We start from the raw sequence: 18,701 nt of genomic DNA on the forward strand, positions 1-18,701 counted from the left end.
CCCCGGTGCCGGGGCCCTGCACCAGAACTCCCACCAGACCTCTCGACAGAACGGACCACGGTGAGCAATCACTACGAGACCCTGGGTGTGTCCCGCGACGCCAGCCAGGAAGAGATCAAGAAAGCCTACCGGAAGAAGGCCCGCCGGCTGCACCCGGACGTCAACCCGAGTCCCGAGGCCGCGGAGGAGTTCAAGCGCGTCTCCCACGCCAACGACGTCCTCGCCGACCCCGAGAAGCGGCGGGTGTACGACGCCACCGGCAACGAGAACGGCACCGACACCGGCTTCGGCGGCGGGTTCCCGGGCACCGGCTTCGGCTTCCAGGACATCTTCGACACCTTCTTCCAGGGCGCCGGCGGCTCCGGGGCGGGCCGGCGCGGGCCCGCCTCCCGCACCCGCCAGGGCCAGGACGCGCTGATCAACGTGCGCGTGTCCCTCAAGGACGCGGTCTTCGGCACCGAGAAGAAGATCACCGTGGACACCGCGGTGGTCTGCCCCACCTGCAACGGCAGCTGCTGCCAGGAGGGCACCCGCCCGGAGACCTGCGAGGTCTGCCACGGCGCCGGCCAGGTGCAGCGCCAGGTGCAGTCCATCCTCGGGACCGTGGTGACCGCCGCCCCCTGCGCCACCTGTGACGGCTTCGGCACGGTCATCAAGCACCCCTGCCACGAGTGCTACGGCGAGGGCCGCGTGCGCGACCGCCGCCCGCTGACCGTCAAGATCCCGGCCGGGGTCTCCTCGGGCAACCGGATCCGCCTCTCCGGCCAGGGCGAGGCCGGCACGGCCGGCGGTCCCAACGGGGACCTCTACGTCGAGCTCAAGGTCGATCCGGACCCGACCTTCGAGCGGCAGGGCGACGACCTGCACGCCAGGGTGCGCGTGCCCATGACCTCCGCGGCCCTGGGCACCACCGTGACCCTCGAGACCTTCGATGGGGAGCGCGAGGTGCCGGTGACCCCGGGCACCCAGACCGGCCACACGGTCACCCTGCACGACCTCGGCGCCACGCGGCTGCGCGGCGGCGGCCGCGGCGAACTCTTCGTCCACCTCGAGGTCGAGACGCCCACGGGGCTCGACGACGAGCAGCGCGAGCTGCTGGAGCAGCTCTCCCGGCTGCGCGGGGAGGAGCAGGCCACCGGCACCACGCTCGACAGCCCCGCCGGCTCCGGCGGCTTCTTCTCGCGGCTCAAGGACCGCTTCGACCTGTGAGCCTGCCGGTCTTCAAGGTGGAGCCCGGCCGGCTCGAGGGGCTCGGCCCGGGCGCGGTGCTCACCGTCACCGGGCCGGAGGCCCGCCACGCCGTCACGGTGCGCCGTCTCGGCCCCGGGGAGCGCCTCGAGCTGGTCGACGGCGCGGGCGCCCGGGCGACCGGGGAGCTGTGCGCCGCCGGGACGGACAGCAGGGACAGCATGGACGTGCGCCTGGCCGCGGTGAGCGCGGACCCGGTCCGCCGGCCGCAGCTGGTGCTCGCCCAGGCCCTCGCCAAGGGAGAGCGCGACCTCCTCGCCGTCGAGACGGCCACCGAGCTCGGCGTCGACGCGGTGGTGCCGTGGCAGGCGGAGCGCTCCATCGTGCGGTGGAAGAAGGAGCGGGCGGCCAAGAGCCACGACAAGTGGGTGCACACCGTGGCGGCCGCCGCCAAGCAGTCCCGCCGGGCCCGCTGGCCCGAGGTGCTGCCCCTGAGCACCACCCGGGAGCTCACGGCGCTGCTGGGGCGGCCCGGCACGGCGGGGGTCGTGCTGCACGAGCAGGCCCGCGAGTCCCTGGCGGGACTGCTCGGCGGACCGCACCGGCCCTGGGAGGCGGCGGAGCAGATCGTGCTCGTCGTCGGCCCGGAGGGCGGCATCGCCCCGGGCGAGCTCGAGGCCCTGGCCGGCGCCGGGGCGCGGACGCTGCGGCTGGGGCCCGAGGTGCTGCGCAGCTCCACGGCCGGCCCGGTCGCCCTGGCCGTGCTCAGTGCCGCGCTGGGCCGGTGGGACGGCACACCGGGCTGAGCCCCGGCCCGGCGGCCCCGCCCACGCCCCCGGCCCTCAGCGCGCGACGACCTCCACGGCGCCGTCGTCGCGCACGGTCCCGCCCTCGGCGTCCCGGCCCGTGACCGTCACCCCGTACCGGCCGGGGGTCAGCTCGACCTCGGTGCGGAACCCGACCGTCCCGTCGTCCCGCACGGTGGTGCTCACCGACCCGCCGGCGACCGTCGCGCCGTCCTCGTCGAGGACCGCCCACCGGACGTCGTCCACGCCCTCCAGGGCCCGGCCGGAGATCTCGACGGTGCCCTCGGGGTGCGGGCCCTCCCGGGGGTCCAGCAGCCACAGGGGCGCCTCCAGGTTCCCGTCCGGGCGCAGGGGCTGGTCGAGCCGGACGGATCCGAAGACCTCCTCCCGGGCCCTCCCGTCCACGAGCACCACCACCTCCGGCTCCGCGTTCTGCGGCAGCAGCCCCGTGCTGCTCGCCGTGGCCGTCACGGTGTGGGCGAGCTGCTGGAGCGCGAGGTGCGCGTCCTGCTCGTCCAGGCCGGCGCGGAAGGCCTCGGCGGGCAGGTCGACGGTGATCGTGCCGTCCGGCGAGGTGGAGCTTCCCACCTGGTCCACCGGGGACCAAAGGGTGCGGTAGCCCGGCTCCCGGGGCGCGGCGGTGGTCAGCAGCGCGGCCGCGGCCGCGATGGGGTCCACGGCCGCCGGGCCCTCGGTGGCGTCCCGGAACTCGCGGAACAGCCGCTGCTCCCCGTCGGCCGCCCCCGCCCAGTACACCGGGACCTTCGTGGTGGCGACCGCGCTGCTGCTGCCCGCGGCGCCGCTGCCCGCCGCGCCGGGCGCGGCAGCGGCAGCGGAGGCCGGCGCGGAGGCGGGCGCAGCGCTCGAGGCGGGAACGACGCCGTGGGGCGCCGCCCCGGGCCCCGGGGCGCACCCCGCGAGCACGACGACGCAGGCCGCGGACAGGGCGACCGCGCGGCGGCGGGCGCGGCGGGCGGGGGACCGGAACAGGTCAGTGGCCATGGGGGGGACGCACACCTCGTCTCTCCGGGTCGGTGGGGATGCCGGTGCGGCCGGCCGGGGCCCGCACCCGTCCCCCTGCCGGAGGACCCGACCATTCCAGCACAGCGTCCCGGGGCCCCACGCCCGCAACGGCCGCTGCACCGTGACCGATACCAAATCGGAATGTCCGCCCGGGCGGGCCCGGGCGCCGGAGCCGCGCGGTACTCTGGTAGCAGGGCCTGCCCCGCGGGGCGCCCGCCGCCGTACCGCGGTGCCCGCACCGGCACCCGCACCGCAAGCACAGCACCCATCGAGAGAGCGAGAGCACGGCCCCACGGGCCGCACCCATGACTGAGACGCTGCCCGGCACCACGCACCCACTGACGGCCCGCACCGTCATCACCTTTCCCGACCGCGAGACCATGGTCCGCTGCCTCGGCTCCGGGGACGACACCCTGCGCCAGGTCGAGGCGGCCTTCCCCGGCCTCTCGACCCGCCCGCGGGAGCTGGAGCTCGGCATCGAGTGTCCGACCGGCCCCGTGCAGATCGTCGCGACGCTCTTCGACGAGCTGAAGGTCCTCGCCGGACGCGAGACCGCGATCACCCCCCAGGTGATCACGCAGCTGCTCGAGCTCATCGGCCGGGACCTCTCCGTCCGGCCCAGCGGAGCGCTGACCCAGAACATCCTCTCCGGCCGGGGCCGCAAGATCCGGCCCAAGACCCTGCACCAGAAGTCCTACGTCGACGCGATCGACGAGCACACCGTCGTGTTCGGCATCGGTCCGGCCGGCACGGGCAAGACCTACCTCGCCATGGCCAAGGCCGTGCAGGCGCTGCAGGCCAAGGAGGTCTCCCGGATCATCCTCACGCGCCCGGCCGTGGAGGCGGGGGAGCGCCTCGGCTACCTGCCGGGGACGCTGAGCGAGAAGATCGACCCGTACCTGCGCCCGCTCTACGACGCGCTGCACGACATGATGGACCCGGAGTCCATCCCGCGGCTCATGGAGGCGGGGACGATCGAGGTGGCACCCCTGGCGTACATGCGCGGGCGGACCCTCAACGACGCGTTCATCATCCTCGACGAGGCGCAGAACACCACGCCCGAGCAGATGAAGATGTTCCTCACCCGCCTGGGCTTCGGCTCGAAGATGGTGATCACCGGCGACGTCACCCAGGTGGACCTGCCCGGCAGCACCTCGTCCGGGCTGCGCCAGGTGCAGCACGTGCTCGGCGGTGTCCAGGACGTCGCGTTCACCGAGATGACCGCGGAGGACGTCGTGCGCCACGAACTGGTGAGCCGCATCGTCAGCGCCTACGACGTCTTCGACACCACGAACCGGCGGCGCAACGAGCGCCGGGAGCGCAAGGAGAGCACGCGGGCGGCGCGGGCCGCCGAGAGCGGCGCCGCCCCCGAGGACGGGGAGCGCGCCTGATGGCCGTCGAGTTCGACCTCCACGCCGACCCCGAGGAGGTGCCGGCCGCGGACCGTGCGGCCTGGGCCGCCGTCGACGCCGAGCTGCTGGGCCGGCTCGCCGAGCACGTCCTGGGGCGCCTGCACGTGCACCCCGACGCCGAGCTGTCGATCGCCGTCGTCGGCGAGGAGGAGATGGCGCGCCTGCACGTCGAGTGGATGGACCTGCCCGGCGCCACGGACGTGCTCTCCTTCCCCATGGACGAGCTGCGCCCCGGCACCGCCGAGCGGCCCGCGGAGGGGACGCTGGGCGACATCGTGCTGTGCCCGCCGGTGGCCCGCCGCCAGGCCGAGGCCGCCGGGCACTCGGTCGCGGACGAGCTGTGCCTGCTCACCACCCACGGGATCCTGCACCTGCTGGGCCACGACCACGCCGAGCCCGACGAGCGGCGCGTCATGTTCGCCCTGCAGCGGGACCTGCTCACCGACTTCCTCGGCCGTCCCGCCCCGGTCGAGACCATGGAGTAGCGGACCGTGACCACTGCCGTCCTGGTCCTCGCGGCCGTCGTGTTCCTGTGCACGGCGTTCGTGCTCACCGCCGCGGAGACCGGCCTGACCTACCTGCCGCGCGCCGACGCCGAGACCATCGTCCGGGAGGACCCCGGCTCGGCCGCCGCCAGGCTGCTGGCCACGCCCACCGCCCACCTGCACGCCCTGCGCTTCTGGACGGTGTGGTTCGAGACCGCCTCCGCCGTGGCCGTGGCCCTCGCGATGTTCCACGGGCTCGGGGACGTCTGGCTGGCCGGGCTGCTCGCCACCGTGGTGATGGCCGCGGTGGGCTTCGTCCTCACCGGGGTGTCCCCCCGCCAGGTGGGCCGCAGCAACCCCGCCGGCACCGTCCGGTTCACCTCGGGCCTCGTGCGCGTGCTGCGCGCCGTGCTGGGGCCCGTGCCGGGCCTGCTGGTGCGCCTCGGGTCCTCGGTCGCCCGGGCGCCCGGGCACGCCGCCCCCGGCTTCCTCACCGAGGAGGAGCTGCTCGAGTTCGTCGACCGCTCCACCGACCAGGACGTCATCGAGGACAACGAGGCCGAGCTGCTGCACTCGGTCTTCGACCTCGACGACACGAACGTCCGGGCCGTCATGGTGCCGCGCACCGACATGGTCACCGTCGACGACGACGACACCGTGGACAACGCGCTGAACCTCTTCTTCCGCTCGGGCTACTCCCGGATCCCCGTCATCGGGGAGAGCGCCGACGACGTGCTCGGGATCCTCTACCAGAAGGACCTGGCGGAGCGCGTGCACCGGCAGGGCGCCGGGCTGCGGATCGGCGGGCTGTCCGAGCTGGCCCGCGAGGTCCGCTACGTGCCGGAGTCCAAGAAGGTCAACGAGCTGCTGCGCGAGATGCAGCTCGAGTCCATCCACGTGGCCGTCGTCGTCGACGAGTACGGCGGCACCGCCGGGCTCGTGACCCTGGAGGACCTCATCGAGGAGCTGCTCGGGGAGATCGTCGACGAGTACGACCGCGAGAAGCCCGAGGTCGCCGAGCTCGGCGACGGCCGCTACCGCGTCTCGGCCGCCCTGGGGGTCGAGGACCTGGGCGACCTGTTCGGCGTCGACCTCGAGGACGACGAGGTGGACACGGCCGGCGGGTTGCTGGCCAAGAGCATCGGCCGGGTGCCCATCGTGGGCTCCCGCGCCACCGTCGAGGGCATCGTCCTCGAAGCCGTCACCCTGGAGGGCCGGCGCAACCGGGTGGGCCAGCTGGAGGTCCACCGGGACCCGGAGTGGGTTCCCCCGGGGTCCACGGCCGTGGATCCCGCCGCACTGGAGTCCGAGGAGGAGTCCCACCACCATGTCTGAGCCCACCCCCGCCGAGCCCGCCCCCGCCGAGCCCGCCCCCGCCGGGTCCACAGAGCCCGCCGGGCCGTTCCGCGCCGGGTTCGCGGTGCTCGTCGGCCGTCCGAACGCCGGCAAGTCCACGCTGACCAACGCCCTGGTCGGGCAGAAGGTCGCGATCACCTCGAACCGGCCGCAGACCACGCGCCACACCATCCGCGGCATCGTGCACCGCCCCGAGGGGCAGCTCGTGCTGGTGGACACCCCGGGGCTGCACCGGCCGCGGACCCTGCTGGGCGAGCGGCTCAACGACCTCGTGGCCGACACGCTCGCGGAGGTCGACGTCATCGGCTTCTGCGTCCCCGCCGACCAGAAGATCGGCCCGGGGGACCGCTACATCGCCCAGCAGCTGGCCGCCTCCGGCAACAAGCCCGTCGTCGCGATCGTCACGAAGACCGACACCGTCTCCCGCGCCGAGCTCACGGAGCAGCTGCTGGCCGTCACCGAGCTCGGCCGCTCCGTCATGGCGGCCGAGCACCAGGCCCGTGCCGAGCGGGCCGAGCGCGCCGCCCGGAAGCCGCGGCACCGCGGAACGGCCGCGCCCGCGCCGGTCGCGCCTCCCGAGGAGCCGGGGTGGGCGGACGTCATCCCCGTCTCGGCCGTGGACGGCTTCCAGGTGGAGGCCCTCGCCCAGCTGCTCGTCGCCCGGATGCCCGAGTCCCCGGCGCTGTACCCCGACGGCGAGCTGACCGACGAGCCGGAGCTGACCATGGTCGCGGAGCTCGTCCGCGAGGCGGCCCTCGAAGGAGTGCGCGACGAGCTGCCGCACTCCCTGGCGGTCGTGGTCGAGGAGATGGTCCCGCGCGAGGGCCGCCCGGCCGACCGCCCGCTGCTGGACGTGCGGGTCAACGTCTACGTGGAGCGGTCCTCGCAGAAGGCCATCATCATCGGCAAGGGCGGCTCCCGGCTGCGCGAGATCGGCACCCGCTCCCGCACCGCCATCGAGGCGCTGCTGGGCACCAAGGTCTACCTCGACCTGCACGTGAAGATCGCCAAGGAGTGGCAGCGCGATCCGAAGCAGCTCTCCCGCCTGGGCTTCTAGGCCGGGCGTCCAGGTCCCGGCGCGCGCCCCCGCCGTGCGCCCCCACCGCGTGGCCCGTCACGGGCCGCGCCGCGCACGACTAGCATGGCTCCCGGCGCCCCGGCCGGGCGCCGTCCCCCCGACCCCGGCCCCCGCCGCGGCCGTTCCAGGAGAAGATCACCGTGTCCTCAACGCCCCCCGACGCCCCCGGGCGCCCGCGCGCCCGCCGATGGTCCCGGAAGCGCTGGGCCGCCCTGGCGGTGGTGCTGGTGCTGCTCGTGGTCCTCGGCGTCGGGGTGGCGGCGACCTGGCGGCTGCAGTCCAACCTGGACACGTCCCCGCTGGACCTCGGCGACGGCTCCGGCACGGTCGAGGAGGGGCCGCTGGACGTCCTCGTGATGGGCACCGACACCCGTGAGGGCGAGGGCAACGACCAGTACGGCGACGACGACGACAGCTCCGGGTCCGGGCTGACGGACGTCATGATGCTCGTGCACGTGGCCGAGGACCGCAGCGGCGTCACGGTCGTCTCGCTCCCGCGCGACCTCGTGACCGACATCCCGCGGTGCACCGACCCCGAGTCCGGGGAGGTGCACCCGGCCGAGGAGGACGCGATGCTGAACTCGGCGATCGCCAACGGCGGCCCCGGGTGCACGGTCGCCACGGTCAACCGGATGACGGGCCTGAAGATGGACCACTTCATGCTCGCCGACTTCAACGCCGTCAAGGAGCTGTCCTCCACGGTGGGCGGGGTCGAGGTGTGCGTCAACGAGGCCGTCGACGACCCGAAGTCCGGCCTGGAGCTGCCCGCCGGCGTGTCCTCGGTGGAGGGCGAGCAGGCCCTGGCGTTCCTGCGCAGCCGGGCCGCGTTCGGGGACGGCGGGGACACCAGCCGGATCCGCTCCCAGCAGTCCTTCCTGGCCTCGCTGGCGCGCAAGATCAAGGAGGAGGGCACCCTCATGGATCTGCCCAAGCTCTACGAGATCGCCGACGTGGCGACCCGCAACCTGCACGTGGACGAGGACCTCGCGTCCGTGCCCACCATGGTCGGGCTCGCCACCGCCGTGCGCGGGGTGGACCTGGCGGACATGGTGTTCGTCACCGTGCCCACCGAGCCCTACGCCCTGGACCCCAACCGCCTTCAGCTCGAGGAGGACGCGGCGGAGGACCTCTTCGAGGCCCTGCGCGAGGACAGGTCGCTCACCAGCCCCACGGAGGCCCCGACGGCCTCGGCGAGCCCCTCGCCCGAGGCGTCGACGGCCCCGCCGTTCGACCCGGAGGCGGTGCCGCTGTCGGTGTCCAACGCCTCCGGCGTCGAGGGCCGCGACGGCGACATCGCCGAGGTGCTCGAGGACGAGGGGTACGCCCCGGTGGAGAGCGGGGTGCAGCCGGCGGAGCTGCCGGGCACGCAGGTCTTCTTCGGCGCCGGCTGGTCCGAGGCCGCCGCCGCCGTGGCCGAGCTGCTCGGCGTGCCGTCGTCGCAGATCGTGCCCACCACCGACGTCGCCGGGGTCCTCGTCTCGGTGGGCCAGGACTTCCCAGAGGGAGACCGCCTGGAGGTGCGCTCCGCGCTGCCCGGGGAGCTCAACGGCCAGACGGCGGAGCAGTACACCTGCCAGCAGGCGGCGGAGGACTGGTGAGCCGGGGAGCCGGTCCGCCGCACGCCCCGTGATAGGTTGGACACATGCGGACAGGGACCCTCCTCCTTACGTGCCGCAACGGGGCCTGACCCGTCGTCGAATGGCCGGCCTCCCGTTGCGGAGTTCCTGATGCCCGGCCACCCGCAGACTTCTCGAGCAGAACAGGCCCACCCCATGCGCAACCGCCAGCAGCCCTCCGGCATGCCGATCCACAAGTACGTGCCGTACCAGCAGCAGTTCCCCTTCGACATGTCCGACCGCACCTGGCCGGACCGGGTGATCACGGAGGCGCCGCGCTGGTGCGCCGTGGACCTGCGCGACGGGAACCAGGCGCTCATCGACCCCATGAACTCCGACCGCAAGCTCACGATGTTCGAGCTGCTGGTGCGGATGGGCTACAAGGAGATCGAGGTGGGCTTCCCGTCCGCCTCCCAGACCGACTTCGACTTCGTGCGCCGGCTCATCGAGGAGGACCGGATCCCGGACGACGTCTCCATCCAGGTCCTCACCCAGTCCCGCGAGCACCTGATCGAGCGCACCTACGAGGCCATCGACGGCGCCGACAAGGCCATCGTCCACCTCTACAACGCGACCTCCACGCTGCAGCGGCGTGTGGTGTTCGAACAGGACATGGACGGGATCGTCGACATCGCCCTCACGGGGGCGCGGCTGTGCATGAAGTACGAGGAGCAGCTGAAGAACACCGCCGTGACCTACGAGTACTCCCCGGAGTCCTACACCGGCACGGAGCTGGAGTTCGCCGCCCGCATCTCGAACGCGGTGGCGGAGACCTTCGAGATCGGCGGGGAGCGGGAGATGATCCTCAACCTGCCCGCGACCGTCGAGATGGCCACCCCCAACGTCTACGCGGACTCCATCGAGTGGATGTGCCGCAACCTCTACAACCGGGACGCCACCGTGGTCTCCCTGCACCCGCACAACGACCGCGGCACCGGGGTGGCCGCCGCCGAGCTCGGCTACCTGGCCGGCGCCGACCGGATCGAGGGCTGCCTGTTCGGCAACGGCGAGCGCACGGGCAACGTCGACCTCGTGACCCTGGGCCTGAACCTGCTGACCCAGGGCGTGGACCCGCAGATCGACTTCTCCGACATCGACGACATCCGGCGCACCGTGGAGTACTGCAACCAGCTGCCCGTCCACGAGCGCTCCCCGTACGGCGGGGACCTGGTCTTCACGGCCTTCTCCGGCTCCCACCAGGACGCCATCAAGAAGGGCTTCGACCGGATGGCGCGGGACGCCCAGGCGCAGGAGCGCTCCGTGGACGAGCTCGTGTGGGCGGTGCCCTACCTGCCGATCGACCCGAAGGACCTCGGCCGGACCTACGAGGCCGTGATCCGGGTCAACTCGCAATCCGGAAAGGGCGGCGTGGCCTACCTGCTCAAGAACGAGCACGGCCTGGACCTGCCCCGCCGGGCGCAGATCGAGTTCTCCCGGGTGGTGCAGGAGCACACGGACACCAGCGGCGGGGAGGTCTCCGGGGCCCAGCTGTGGAAGGCGTTCGAGGACGAGTACCTGCCCACCGCCCACGAGTCCGGCGACGGACGCTGGGGCCGCTACCGGATCACCAACATCACCACGACCTCCGAGGAGGACGGGGAGACCACCCTCGAGATCGGCCTGGACGTCGAGGGCACCCAGCACCACTGCACCGGGCAGGGCAACGGCCCCATCGAGGCGCTGCTCGCGGTCTTCGCCGCCGAGGGCGTGGACGTGCGCGTGCTCGACTACAGCGAGCACGCCATGTCCGCCGGCGGCGACGCGCAGGCCGCCAGCTACGTCGAGGCGGCCGTGGGCGACCGGGTGCTGTGGGGCGTGGGGATCGACGCGAACACCACCCGCGCCTCCCTCAAGGCGGTCGTCTCCGCGGTGAACCGCGCGGTCCGGGACGCCCAGGGCTGAGCCTCCGTCTCCGCGCCGGCACGGCGGGCCGTCCCTGCGGGGGCGGCCCGCCGTCGCGGTGCCGGAGCGTCCGGCTGTGCTGTCCGCCCGGCGTGGGAGAATGATCGAGTGGCCAGGACGACCTTCGCATCGCGCACCTACCGGGACGACGCCGTGGTGCTGCGCACCTACAAGCTGGGCGAGGCGGACCGGATCGTGGTGCTGCTGACCCGCGACCACGGTCAGGTGCGGGCGGTGGCGAAGGGCGTGCGCCGGACCACCTCCCGCTTCGGCTCCCGGCTGGAGCCGTTCAACGTGGCCGAGCTGCAGCTGGTCACCGGCCGGAATCTGGAGATCGTCTCCCAGGCCCTGGGCAAGCGGGGCTACGGGTCGGTCATCGCCGCGGACTACGCCAAGTACACCGCGGCCGCCGCCATGGCCGAGGCCGCGGAGAGGTTCACCGAGAACGACGACGAGTCCGCGGCCCAGCAGTACCGGCTGCTGGTCGGCGCGCTGTCCGCACTGGCCCGCGGGCTGCACGAGCCCGGCGCGGTCCTGGACTCCTACCTCCTGCGCGCCGTGTCCACCGCCGGGTGGGCGCCGAGCTTCACGGACTGCGCCCGCTGCGGGGCCCCCGGTCCGCACGAGGCGTTCTCGGCGCCGCTCGGCGGCGCCGTCTGCCCGGCGTGCCGCCCGCCCGGGGCGGCCGCCCCGGACCCCGCCACGGTCTCGCACCTGTCCTCGCTGCTCACGGGCGACTGGGAGCGCATCGCGGCCGCGGACCCGCGCACGGCCCGGGCCGCGGCGGGCATCGTGGCGTCCTACGTACAGTGGCACCTGGAGAGGGCCGTCCGGTCCCTGCACCTCGTGGAACGGAGCTGACCATGCCCGGCTTTGCCGCCCCGCCCCCGCACCCCACCGGCGTCACCGCCCCGCCCATCCCGTCCCGGTTCGTGCCCCGGCACGTGGCCGTGGTGATGGACGGCAACGGACGCTGGGCGAACCAGCGCGGCCTGCCGCGCAACGAGGGCCACAAGGCGGGGGAGGCGGCGCTCATCGAGGTGATGGCCGGGGCCATCGAGCTGGGCATCCCCTACGTGAGCGCCTACGCCTTCTCCACCGAGAACTGGAAGCGGTCCCTCGACGAGGTCACGTTCCTGATGAACTACACCGCCGACGTCATGGAGCGCCAACTGCCCACCTTCCAGGAGTGGGGCGTCCGGATCCGGTGGGCCGGCCGCAGGCCCCGCCTGTGGCGGGCCGTGATCAACCGCCTCGAGGAGGCGGAGCGGGCCACACGCGACAACGACGTGGTGACCCTGACCATGTGCGTCAACTACGGCGGGCGGGCCGAGATCGCCGACGCCGCGGCGGCCATCGCCGCCGACGCGAAGGCGGGCCTGCTCAACCCGCGCAGCATCGACGAGGCCACGGTGCAGCGCTACCTCGACGAGCCCGACCTCCCGGACGTCGACCTGTTCCTGCGCTCCTCCGGGGAGCAGCGGATCTCGAACTTCCTGCTGTGGCAGTCCGCCTACGCCGAACTCGTCTTCCAGGACGTCCTGTGGCCGGACGTCGACCGCCGCACGCTGTGGGAGGCGGTGGAGGCCTACGCCCGCCGTGACCGCCGGTACGGCGGCGCCGTCGACCGGGTCACGGGTCCCGGCGTCTCCGCCTGAGCGGCCCCGGGCCGGCCGAGGGCGCGCAGCCACGCCACGAGGTCCTGCTGGGCGGCCCGCCGCACGGGCCCGCGGGAGAGATGGACGTCGTGCACCGCGCCCTCGTAGGAGCGCACGGTCACATCCGGGCCGAGGTCCGCGGCGTGCCGTCGGATCTGCCGGACGTCCAGCACCGTGTCGGCCGAGCGCATCCGCTCCGACCACCAGGGCCGGATGTGCGAGCGTGCCGAGACCTGGACCAGCACGGGAACCTGAAGGTCCAGCCCGCGCGAGACCTCACGTTGAGCTTGAAGTACAGCGTTGAGCCACCCCGGGGTGATGTCGAAGCTGGTCTCGGGCCGCCACCGCGGATCGATCGGCCACTCGCCCTCGGCGTGCTCGCTGATCACCCGGTAGTAGTGGCTGCGCAGCCGGGCCCGCACGGCACGGTCCGGACGCCGCCGGGCGAGACGGCCCAGGGCTGGCCGGAGGGCGGCGCCCACCGCGTCCGCGCCGTGGCTGCCCAGCCACGGGGCGTTCAGGGCCAGGCCCGCCAGCCGGCCCGGGTGGCGGGCCGCCCACAGGGCCGCGGTCAGGCCGCCGGTGGAATGACCCATCAGCACGAGTCGGCCGCCCGGCGCGGGCAGCCCGTCCTCGGCCAGCAGCGCGAGGGCGGCGGCGATGTCGTCGTCGTAGTCGGCGAGGTCAGTGGCGTGCCCGGGGCTGCCGGCGCCCTCGGCGAGCACCGCGTCGGTGAGGTTGCGCCCGTACCCGTGCAGGTCCAGGGCGTAGAAGCCGTACCCGGCCGCGGCGCACGTCCGGGCGAGCTCGGCGTTGAAGAAGTAGTCGGACCACCCGTGCAGGTACAGCACGACGTCGCGGGGGGCCCCGCCGGCGGCCGGTCGGCCGTCGGGACGGTGGCGCACCACCGTGGCGGTGGTGTGCGGCGCCGAGTCCGGCCCCAGGTCCACGGTGCGGGCGCGGAAATCCGGTCCCAGCACGTCGGGGACCCACGGGTCCGGGGGAGCGCTCAACCGGTCACCTCCCGCGGGCGGTCGTCGGCCCGCCCGAGGTGCTCGCGGGGCCGCCCGGGCGGTGGGGGGCCCTGTGGAAGACTGGGCCCATGCGCTTCTACCCTATGTTCTTCCAGGCCGTGTTCTCCCGGATGGACGCCGAGAAGGCCCACCGGGTGGGCTTCGCCGGCGTCCGGGCTGCCCGGGCCGTGCGGCTGAGCACGGCCCTGCGGGTCTACACCCGCGCCGATCCCGCCCTCGAGGTCGAGGCGCTCGGCCTGCGCTTCCCCTCGCCCTTCGGCCTCGCGGCCGGCTTCGACAAGGGGGCCGAGGGGATCGGCGCCCTGACCGACCTCGGCTTCGGCCACGTCGAGATCGGCACCGTGACCGCCCAGGCGCAGCCGGGCAATCCGCGCCCCCGGCTCTTCCGCCTCGTGCGGGACCGCGCCGTGGTGAACCGGATGGGCTTCAACAACGACGGCGCCGAGGCGGTGGCCCCGCGGCTGGCCCGGGCCCGGCGCGAGCTCGAGGCCGACCACCGCGGCCGCGCCCGGCCGGTGCTGGGCGTGAACATCGGCAAGACGAAGGTGGTCCCGCTCGAGGACGCGGTGGACGACTACCTGCAGAGCACCCGCACGCTCGCGCCCCTGGCCGACTACCTGGTGGTCAACGTGTCCTCGCCCAACACCCCGGGGCTGCGCCGGCTCCAGGACATCGAGAGCCTGCGTCCGCTCCTCTCGGCCGTGGGCGCCGCGGCCGACGAGGCCGCCGCCCGGCACGTGCCCCTGCTGGTCAAGATCGCCCCGGACCTCTCCGAGGAGGACGTCCTGGCCGTGGCCGACCTGGCGCTGGACCTCGGGCTCGACGGCATCGTGGCCACCAACACGACGATCTCCCGGGAGGGACTCGTCGCCGACCCCGCCGAGGTCGAGGCCTGCGGGGCCGGCGGGCTGTCCGGGGCCCCGCTGCGGGAGCGCTCCCTCGAGGTGCTGCGCCTGCTGCGCGAGCGCGTGGGGGACCGGCTCGTGCTCGTCTCCGTGGGCGGGGTGACCACCGCCGAGGACGTCCAGGAGCGCCTGGCCGCCGGCGCCACCCTCGTCCAGGGCTACACCGGGTTCCTCTACGAGGGGCCGTTCTGGGCCAGGAGCATCAACCAGGGGCTCGCGCGCCTGGCACGCCGCCGCGGCTGAGCCCGGGAACGGCTCCGCCCCCGGGCCGAGGGCACGGGGGCGGAGCGGGAGCCGTGGGGCCCGGTGGTCCGATCAGGAAGGACGCTCGCCGCGGGCGACCTGTGGCTTGGGCAGGCGCAGCCGGCGCATGGTGAACCCGCGCATCGCGGCGTACCAGCGCACGCCCGGCTCCACCGTCCCGAACTTGGCCCGGATCGCCTTCTTCATCCGGCCCGTGGACAGGACGGCGTCGGCGATGCCCAGGAGCATGAGCGCCCAGATGACGTAGACCCCGTAGGTGGCCACGTCCTGGATCGGGAAGAACAGCACGACCAGGGCCACCAGGGCCACGACCATCAGGTACTCGCCCACGTTGATCCGGGAGTCCACCCAGTCCCGCGCGAAGCGCCGCTGCGGGCCCTTGTCCCGCGGGCCGAGGTAGCGCTCGTCGCCGGCGGCCATCCCCGCCTGGGCCCGCATCCGCTGCTCGCGGGCGCTCTCCCGGGACTGGGCCTTGGCGGCCTTGCGGTCCTCGGGCACCAGGGGGCGGCGGCGGGCGGCTTCCTGCTCCCGCCGGCTCGGCGTCGGCCGGCCCTTGCCCGGGGTCTGCCGGGGGGCGGCCGGCTCGGCCCGGGGCGGCTCAGCGGTCACCGCGGTGGAACCCGCGCGGTCTGCGTCCTTCTTGCGTCCAAACACCCGTCAAGGATAGCCGACGCACCTGCGTCCCACCGCCGGGGCCCGCACGTAGGCTGGCCACCATGAACGCGCCGTACACCCCCACCGTCCCCGTTCCCCTCGACGCCGTGCGCGCGGCCGTGCACGCCGACCTGCCGAGGACCGTTGCCCAGCTGGCGGAGCTGGTGGCGGTCCCCGGCATCGCCCGGGAGTCCTTCGACGCCGCGCAGCTCGAGCGCAGCGCCGAGGCCGTCGCCGCCGTGCTGGCCGGCGCCGGGCTCGACGAGGTGGAGATCCTCCGGGTGCCCCTCGGGGACGGCCCGGGCCACCCGGCCGTCGTGGCCCGCCGCCGGCCCGCCCCCGGCTACCCGACGGTGCTGCTCTACGCCCACCACGACGTCCAGCCGCCGGGCCGGCGGGAGCTGTGGGAGTCCGACCCGTTCGTCGCCGAGGAGCGGGACGGACGGCTGTACGGCCGGGGCGCCGCCGACGACAAGGCGGGGATCATGGCCCACGTGGCGGCCCTGCGCGCCGCGACGGACCAGCGGGGCGAGGACCTCGGGCTCGGGGTGACGGTCTTCGTGGAGGGCGAGGAGGAGGCGGGGTCCCCGTCCTTCCGGGACTTCCTGGAGGCCTACCGGGACCGGCTGGCCGCCGACGTCATCATGATCGCCGACTCCGCCAACTGGGAGGTCGGGGTGCCGGCGCTGACCACGAGCCTGCGCGGCATGGTCGGGGCGGTCGTGGAGGTCTCCGTGCTGGAGCACGCCGTGCACTCCGGGATGTACGGCGGGCCGGTCCTGGACGCGCCCACGCTGCTGGCGCGGCTGATCGCCACCTTCCACGACGACGACGGCGCCGTGGCCGTCGCAGGACTGCACGCCGAGGACAGCACCGACCTCGTCTACGACGAGCAGCGCTTCCGCGCCGACGCCGCGGTCCGCGACGGCGTCCGGCTCGCCGGGCGCGGCTCCATCGCGTCGCGGCTCTGGACGCAGCCGGCGCTGTCGGTCACGGGGATGGACGTGACCCCCGTCGACGTCGCCTCCAACACGATCGCGCCCTCCGCCCGCGCCAAGATCAGCCTGCGGACAGCGCCCGGCCAGGACCCCGCCGAGGCGGCCGAGGCCCTGCGGCGGCACGTCGAGTCCCACGCGCCCTTCGGCGCGCACGTGCGCTTCGAGCTCGAGGAGACGGGGCAGTCCTTCCGCACCGACATGGGCTCCGAGGCGGCCCGCGTCGCGCAGTGGGCGCTGGGGGAGGCGTGGGGCCGTCCCGCCGTGGAGACGGGGATCGGCGGGTCGATCCCCTTCACCGCGGACCTGCTGGAGGTCTATCCTGGGGCGGACATCCTCATCACGGGCGTCGAGGACCCTGACTCGCGGGCGCACAGCGCCAACGAGTCCCTGCACCTGGCGGACTTCGAGCGCGCGGTGGTCGCGGAGACCCTCATGCTGCTGGGCCTCGACGACGCCGCCCGTTCCGGGCAGCAGCCCCGGGAATGAACCCGGGCGCCCGTCCGTTGTGCCCGTGACAGACCCGCCGCCGGCCCGAACCCGTGCGGCGACCCTCCACAGAAAGTGAGCATCATGAGCGTCACGACCGAGAACGGCGCCGCAGTGGACGGCCTGCCCACCCACGGCGTCGTGCTGACCGAGGTCGCGTCCCAGAAGGTCCGCGCCCTGCTCGAGCAGGAGGGCCGCACGGACCTCCGGCTGCGCGTGGCGGTGCAGCCCGGCGGCTGCTCCGGCCTCATCTACCAGCTGTACTTCGACGAGCGCATCCTGGACGGGGACTCCGTGCGGGACTTCGGCGGCGTCGAGGTCGTCGTGGACAAGATGAGCGTGCCCTACCTCGAGGGCTCGACCGTCGACTTCGAGGACACGATCTCCAAGCAGGGGTTCTCGATCGACAACCCGAACGCGGGGGGTTCCTGCGCCTGCGGCGACTCCTTCCACTGAGCCGCCCCGCACCTCTCGAGAGGCCCGCCGTCCGCCCGGACGGCGGGCCTCCGTGCGTTGCGGGAGCGTCCCCGGAAACCGGCCCGCACCGCGCCCCGGACCGCCGCGCGGACGCTGACACTGTGTCACCAGATGTCAGCGACTAGGGGTAAGCTCGGAGGGAAACATTCCACATGACTGTGTCCAGGCTCTGGGAATCGGGGCCTTCGGCGCGCAGACGACGAGCACGAGAAGAAGAGGAAGGGCCGTCTGTGAGTTCGCACACACGAACCGGCAGCCGCCGGCGCCGCGCGGCAAGGACGTCCGCGATCGCCGTCCTGGCAGCAACCGCGCTGACCGGTTGCTCCGAGGAGGCGAAGCTCGGCTGGATGCCCACCGAGCGGGGCGTCACCGACAACGCCGACATGATCCTGGACCTGTGGATCGGGTCGTGGATCGCGGCCCTGGCCGTGGGCCTGGTGACCTGGGGCCTCATGCTCTGGTGCATGATCGCCTACCGCCGCCGCAAGAACGAGACCGGCTACCCGCGGCAGGTGGCCTACCACGCGCCGCTCGAGGTCTTCTACACGATCGTGCCGATCGCGCTGATCATGTCCCTCTTCTTCTTCACGGTGCGCACGCAGGCCGCGATCACCACCCCGCACGACAACCCGGACGTCACCGTCCAGGTGTACGGCAAGCAGTGGGCCTGGGACTTCAACTACCTCACCGACGACGTGTGGGACACCGGCATCCAGGGCCACCTGGACGGCGAGGAGGGCGTGCCCGAGCGCGTGCCCACCCTCTACCTGCCCGTGGACAGCGACATCGAGCTGCAGGTCACCTCCCGCGACGTCATCCACTCCTTCTGGGTCCCCGCGTTCCTCGAGAAGGCGGACATGTTCCCCGGCCGCACCAACACCATCAGCATCACCACGGGCCGGGAGGGCTCCTACTTCGGCAAGTGCGCCGAGTTCTGCGGCGAGTACCACTCCGAGATGCTCTTCAACGTCAACGTGGTCAGCCAGGCCGAGTACGACGCCCACATCCAGTCCCTGCGCGACGCGGGACAGACCGGTGCGCTGGGCGCGGAGTACAACCGCGACTCCTATCCGGACCCGGGCGAGGAGTACGTGAGCGAGCCCGGCTCCGCCGGCGAGTTCCCGGACGTCGACCAGCCCGCCGACCTGTCCACGACCAACTAAGGAGTACCGGTGTCCACTCTCGAGTATTCACGGGACGAGGCAGCCACAGTCGCTCCGCGCGTGGTGCCCCGGTCCAAGGGGCGGATGGTCGTCAACTGGCTCACGTCCACCGACCACAAGACGATCGGGTACATGTACCTGATCTCCTCCTTCGGCTTCTTCTGCATCGCCGGTGTGATGGCGCTGCTGATCCGTG

General features: G+C 73.6%; 17 protein-coding genes and 1 pseudogene. 15 read left to right on the forward strand and 3 right to left on the reverse strand.

Annotated features, from left to right (window positions below):
* The first annotated feature begins 60 nt into the window (after nucleotides 1-60).
* Nucleotides 61-1,209: a molecular chaperone DnaJ gene (gene dnaJ, locus PU704_RS10180; RefSeq protein WP_047802641.1), complete on the forward strand. Its 1,149-nt coding sequence runs from the start codon at nucleotides 61-63 to the stop codon at nucleotides 1,207-1,209.
* Nucleotides 1,206-1,994, forward strand: a complete 789-nt coding sequence (locus PU704_RS10185) for a 16S rRNA (uracil(1498)-N(3))-methyltransferase (protein ID WP_277551248.1) — start codon at nucleotides 1,206-1,208, stop codon at nucleotides 1,992-1,994. The genes dnaJ and PU704_RS10185 overlap by 4 nt, the downstream gene beginning before the upstream one ends.
* 36 nt (nucleotides 1,995-2,030) lie before the next feature.
* On the opposite strand, the gene PU704_RS10190 is transcribed toward PU704_RS10185, so the two are convergent.
* Nucleotides 2,031-2,996, reverse strand: coding sequence for a GerMN domain-containing protein (locus PU704_RS10190; protein WP_277551249.1), 966 nt, complete (start codon nucleotides 2,994-2,996; stop codon nucleotides 2,031-2,033).
* A gap of 326 nt (nucleotides 2,997-3,322) precedes the next feature.
* On the opposite strand from PU704_RS10190, the gene PU704_RS10195 reads away from it, so the two are divergent.
* The 8 genes from PU704_RS10195 (at nucleotide 3,323) to PU704_RS10230 (ending at nucleotide 12,524) form a co-directional block, all read left to right on the forward strand.
* The gene (locus PU704_RS10195) at nucleotides 3,323-4,408 is read left to right on the forward strand and encodes a PhoH family protein (RefSeq protein WP_277551250.1); all 1,086 of its coding nucleotides are present in this window, start codon (nucleotides 3,323-3,325) and stop codon (nucleotides 4,406-4,408) included.
* Nucleotides 4,408-4,914, forward strand: coding sequence for an rRNA maturation RNase YbeY (gene ybeY, locus PU704_RS10200; RefSeq protein ID WP_277551251.1), 507 nt, complete (start codon nucleotides 4,408-4,410; stop codon nucleotides 4,912-4,914). The genes PU704_RS10195 and ybeY overlap by 1 nt, the downstream gene beginning before the upstream one ends.
* Before the next feature lie 6 nt (nucleotides 4,915-4,920).
* Complete coding sequence (locus PU704_RS10205) at nucleotides 4,921-6,249, forward strand: hemolysin family protein (RefSeq protein WP_047802645.1); 1,329 nt, start codon at nucleotides 4,921-4,923, stop codon at nucleotides 6,247-6,249.
* Nucleotides 6,242-7,327 carry a GTPase Era gene (locus tag PU704_RS10210; protein ID WP_277551252.1) on the forward strand — a complete coding sequence of 362 codons (1,086 nt, stop codon included), beginning with the start codon at nucleotides 6,242-6,244 and terminating at the stop codon, nucleotides 7,325-7,327. Before PU704_RS10205 ends, PU704_RS10210 begins: the two co-directional genes overlap by 8 nt.
* A gap of 161 nt (nucleotides 7,328-7,488) precedes the next feature.
* Nucleotides 7,489-8,946 (forward strand): LCP family protein, encoded by a 1,458-nt coding sequence (locus tag PU704_RS10215; RefSeq protein WP_277551253.1) that lies wholly within the window; start codon nucleotides 7,489-7,491, stop codon nucleotides 8,944-8,946.
* Nucleotides 8,947-9,120: 174 nt separating this feature from the next.
* On the forward strand, nucleotides 9,121-10,866 hold the full coding sequence (gene leuA / locus PU704_RS10220; protein ID WP_047802648.1) for a 2-isopropylmalate synthase: 1,746 nt from the start codon (nucleotides 9,121-9,123) through the stop codon (nucleotides 10,864-10,866).
* 108 nt (nucleotides 10,867-10,974) lie between these two features.
* Nucleotides 10,975-11,727: a DNA repair protein RecO gene (gene recO / locus PU704_RS10225; protein WP_075872256.1), complete on the forward strand. Its 753-nt coding sequence runs from the start codon at nucleotides 10,975-10,977 to the stop codon at nucleotides 11,725-11,727.
* Nucleotides 11,728-11,729: 2 nt separating this feature from the next.
* Nucleotides 11,730-12,524, forward strand: coding sequence for an isoprenyl transferase (locus PU704_RS10230; RefSeq protein WP_277551254.1), 795 nt, complete (start codon nucleotides 11,730-11,732; stop codon nucleotides 12,522-12,524).
* Here the strand turns inward: PU704_RS10230 and PU704_RS10235 are convergent.
* The gene (locus tag PU704_RS10235) at nucleotides 12,455-13,537 is read right to left on the reverse strand and encodes an alpha/beta fold hydrolase (RefSeq protein WP_277551255.1); all 1,083 of its coding nucleotides are present in this window, start codon (nucleotides 13,535-13,537) and stop codon (nucleotides 12,455-12,457) included. The two genes, PU704_RS10230 and PU704_RS10235, sit on opposite strands and share 70 nt — an antisense overlap.
* 89 nt (nucleotides 13,538-13,626) lie before the next feature.
* Between PU704_RS10235 and PU704_RS10240 the strand changes: the two genes are divergently transcribed.
* A complete protein-coding gene (locus PU704_RS10240) occupies nucleotides 13,627-14,706 on the forward strand; it encodes a quinone-dependent dihydroorotate dehydrogenase (protein ID WP_277551256.1) in 1,080 nt (359 codons plus the stop codon).
* Between the two features lie 72 nt (nucleotides 14,707-14,778).
* On the opposite strand, the gene PU704_RS10245 is transcribed toward PU704_RS10240, so the two are convergent.
* Nucleotides 14,779-15,381, reverse strand: coding sequence for a DUF3043 domain-containing protein (locus tag PU704_RS10245; protein ID WP_277551257.1), 603 nt, complete (start codon nucleotides 15,379-15,381; stop codon nucleotides 14,779-14,781).
* 62 nt (nucleotides 15,382-15,443) lie between these two features.
* Between PU704_RS10245 and PU704_RS10250 the strand changes: the two genes are divergently transcribed.
* The 4 genes and pseudogenes from PU704_RS10250 to PU704_RS10265 all read left to right on the forward strand — a co-directional run.
* Nucleotides 15,444-16,865, forward strand: coding sequence for a dipeptidase (locus PU704_RS10250; RefSeq protein WP_277551258.1), 1,422 nt, complete (start codon nucleotides 15,444-15,446; stop codon nucleotides 16,863-16,865).
* Between the two features lie 84 nt (nucleotides 16,866-16,949).
* The gene (locus tag PU704_RS10255; RefSeq protein ID WP_047802655.1) at nucleotides 16,950-17,321 is read left to right on the forward strand and encodes a HesB/IscA family protein; all 372 of its coding nucleotides are present in this window, start codon (nucleotides 16,950-16,952) and stop codon (nucleotides 17,319-17,321) included.
* A gap of 251 nt (nucleotides 17,322-17,572) precedes the next feature.
* On the forward strand, nucleotides 17,573-18,505 hold the full coding sequence (ctaC, locus tag PU704_RS10260) for an aa3-type cytochrome oxidase subunit II (RefSeq protein WP_277551259.1): 933 nt from the start codon (nucleotides 17,573-17,575) through the stop codon (nucleotides 18,503-18,505).
* A 9-nt stretch (nucleotides 18,506-18,514) separates the two neighbouring features.
* Nucleotides 18,515-18,701 (forward strand): annotated as a pseudogene (locus PU704_RS10265) (aa3-type cytochrome oxidase subunit I); the annotation flags it as partial.

Source organism: Kocuria oceani (assembly GCF_029524215.1).
Taxonomy (GTDB): Bacteria; Actinomycetota; Actinomycetes; order Actinomycetales; family Micrococcaceae; genus Kocuria; species Kocuria oceani.

What these genes read in the sequence shown, in the direction of transcription:
- PU704_RS10210 (WP_277551252.1), top strand. Translation starts at nt 6,242, where the DNA reads ATGTCTGAGCCCACCCCCGCCGAGCCCGCCCCCGCCGAGCCCGCCCCC.
- PU704_RS10230 (WP_277551254.1), top strand. Translation starts at nt 11,730, where the DNA reads ATGCCCGGCTTTGCCGCCCCGCCCCCGCACCCCACCGGCGTCACCGCC.
- leuA (WP_047802648.1), top strand. Translation starts at nt 9,121, where the DNA reads ATGCGCAACCGCCAGCAGCCCTCCGGCATGCCGATCCACAAGTACGTG.
- PU704_RS10195 (WP_277551250.1), top strand. Translation starts at nt 3,323, where the DNA reads ATGACTGAGACGCTGCCCGGCACCACGCACCCACTGACGGCCCGCACC.
- PU704_RS10255 (WP_047802655.1), top strand. Translation starts at nt 16,950, where the DNA reads ATGAGCGTCACGACCGAGAACGGCGCCGCAGTGGACGGCCTGCCCACC.
- PU704_RS10240 (WP_277551256.1), top strand. Translation starts at nt 13,627, where the DNA reads ATGCGCTTCTACCCTATGTTCTTCCAGGCCGTGTTCTCCCGGATGGAC.
- ybeY (WP_277551251.1), top strand. Translation starts at nt 4,408, where the DNA reads ATGGCCGTCGAGTTCGACCTCCACGCCGACCCCGAGGAGGTGCCGGCC.
- PU704_RS10250 (WP_277551258.1), top strand. Translation starts at nt 15,444, where the DNA reads ATGAACGCGCCGTACACCCCCACCGTCCCCGTTCCCCTCGACGCCGTG.
- PU704_RS10190 (WP_277551249.1), bottom strand. Translation starts at nt 2,996, where the DNA reads ATGGCCACTGACCTGTTCCGGTCCCCCGCCCGCCGCGCCCGCCGCCGC.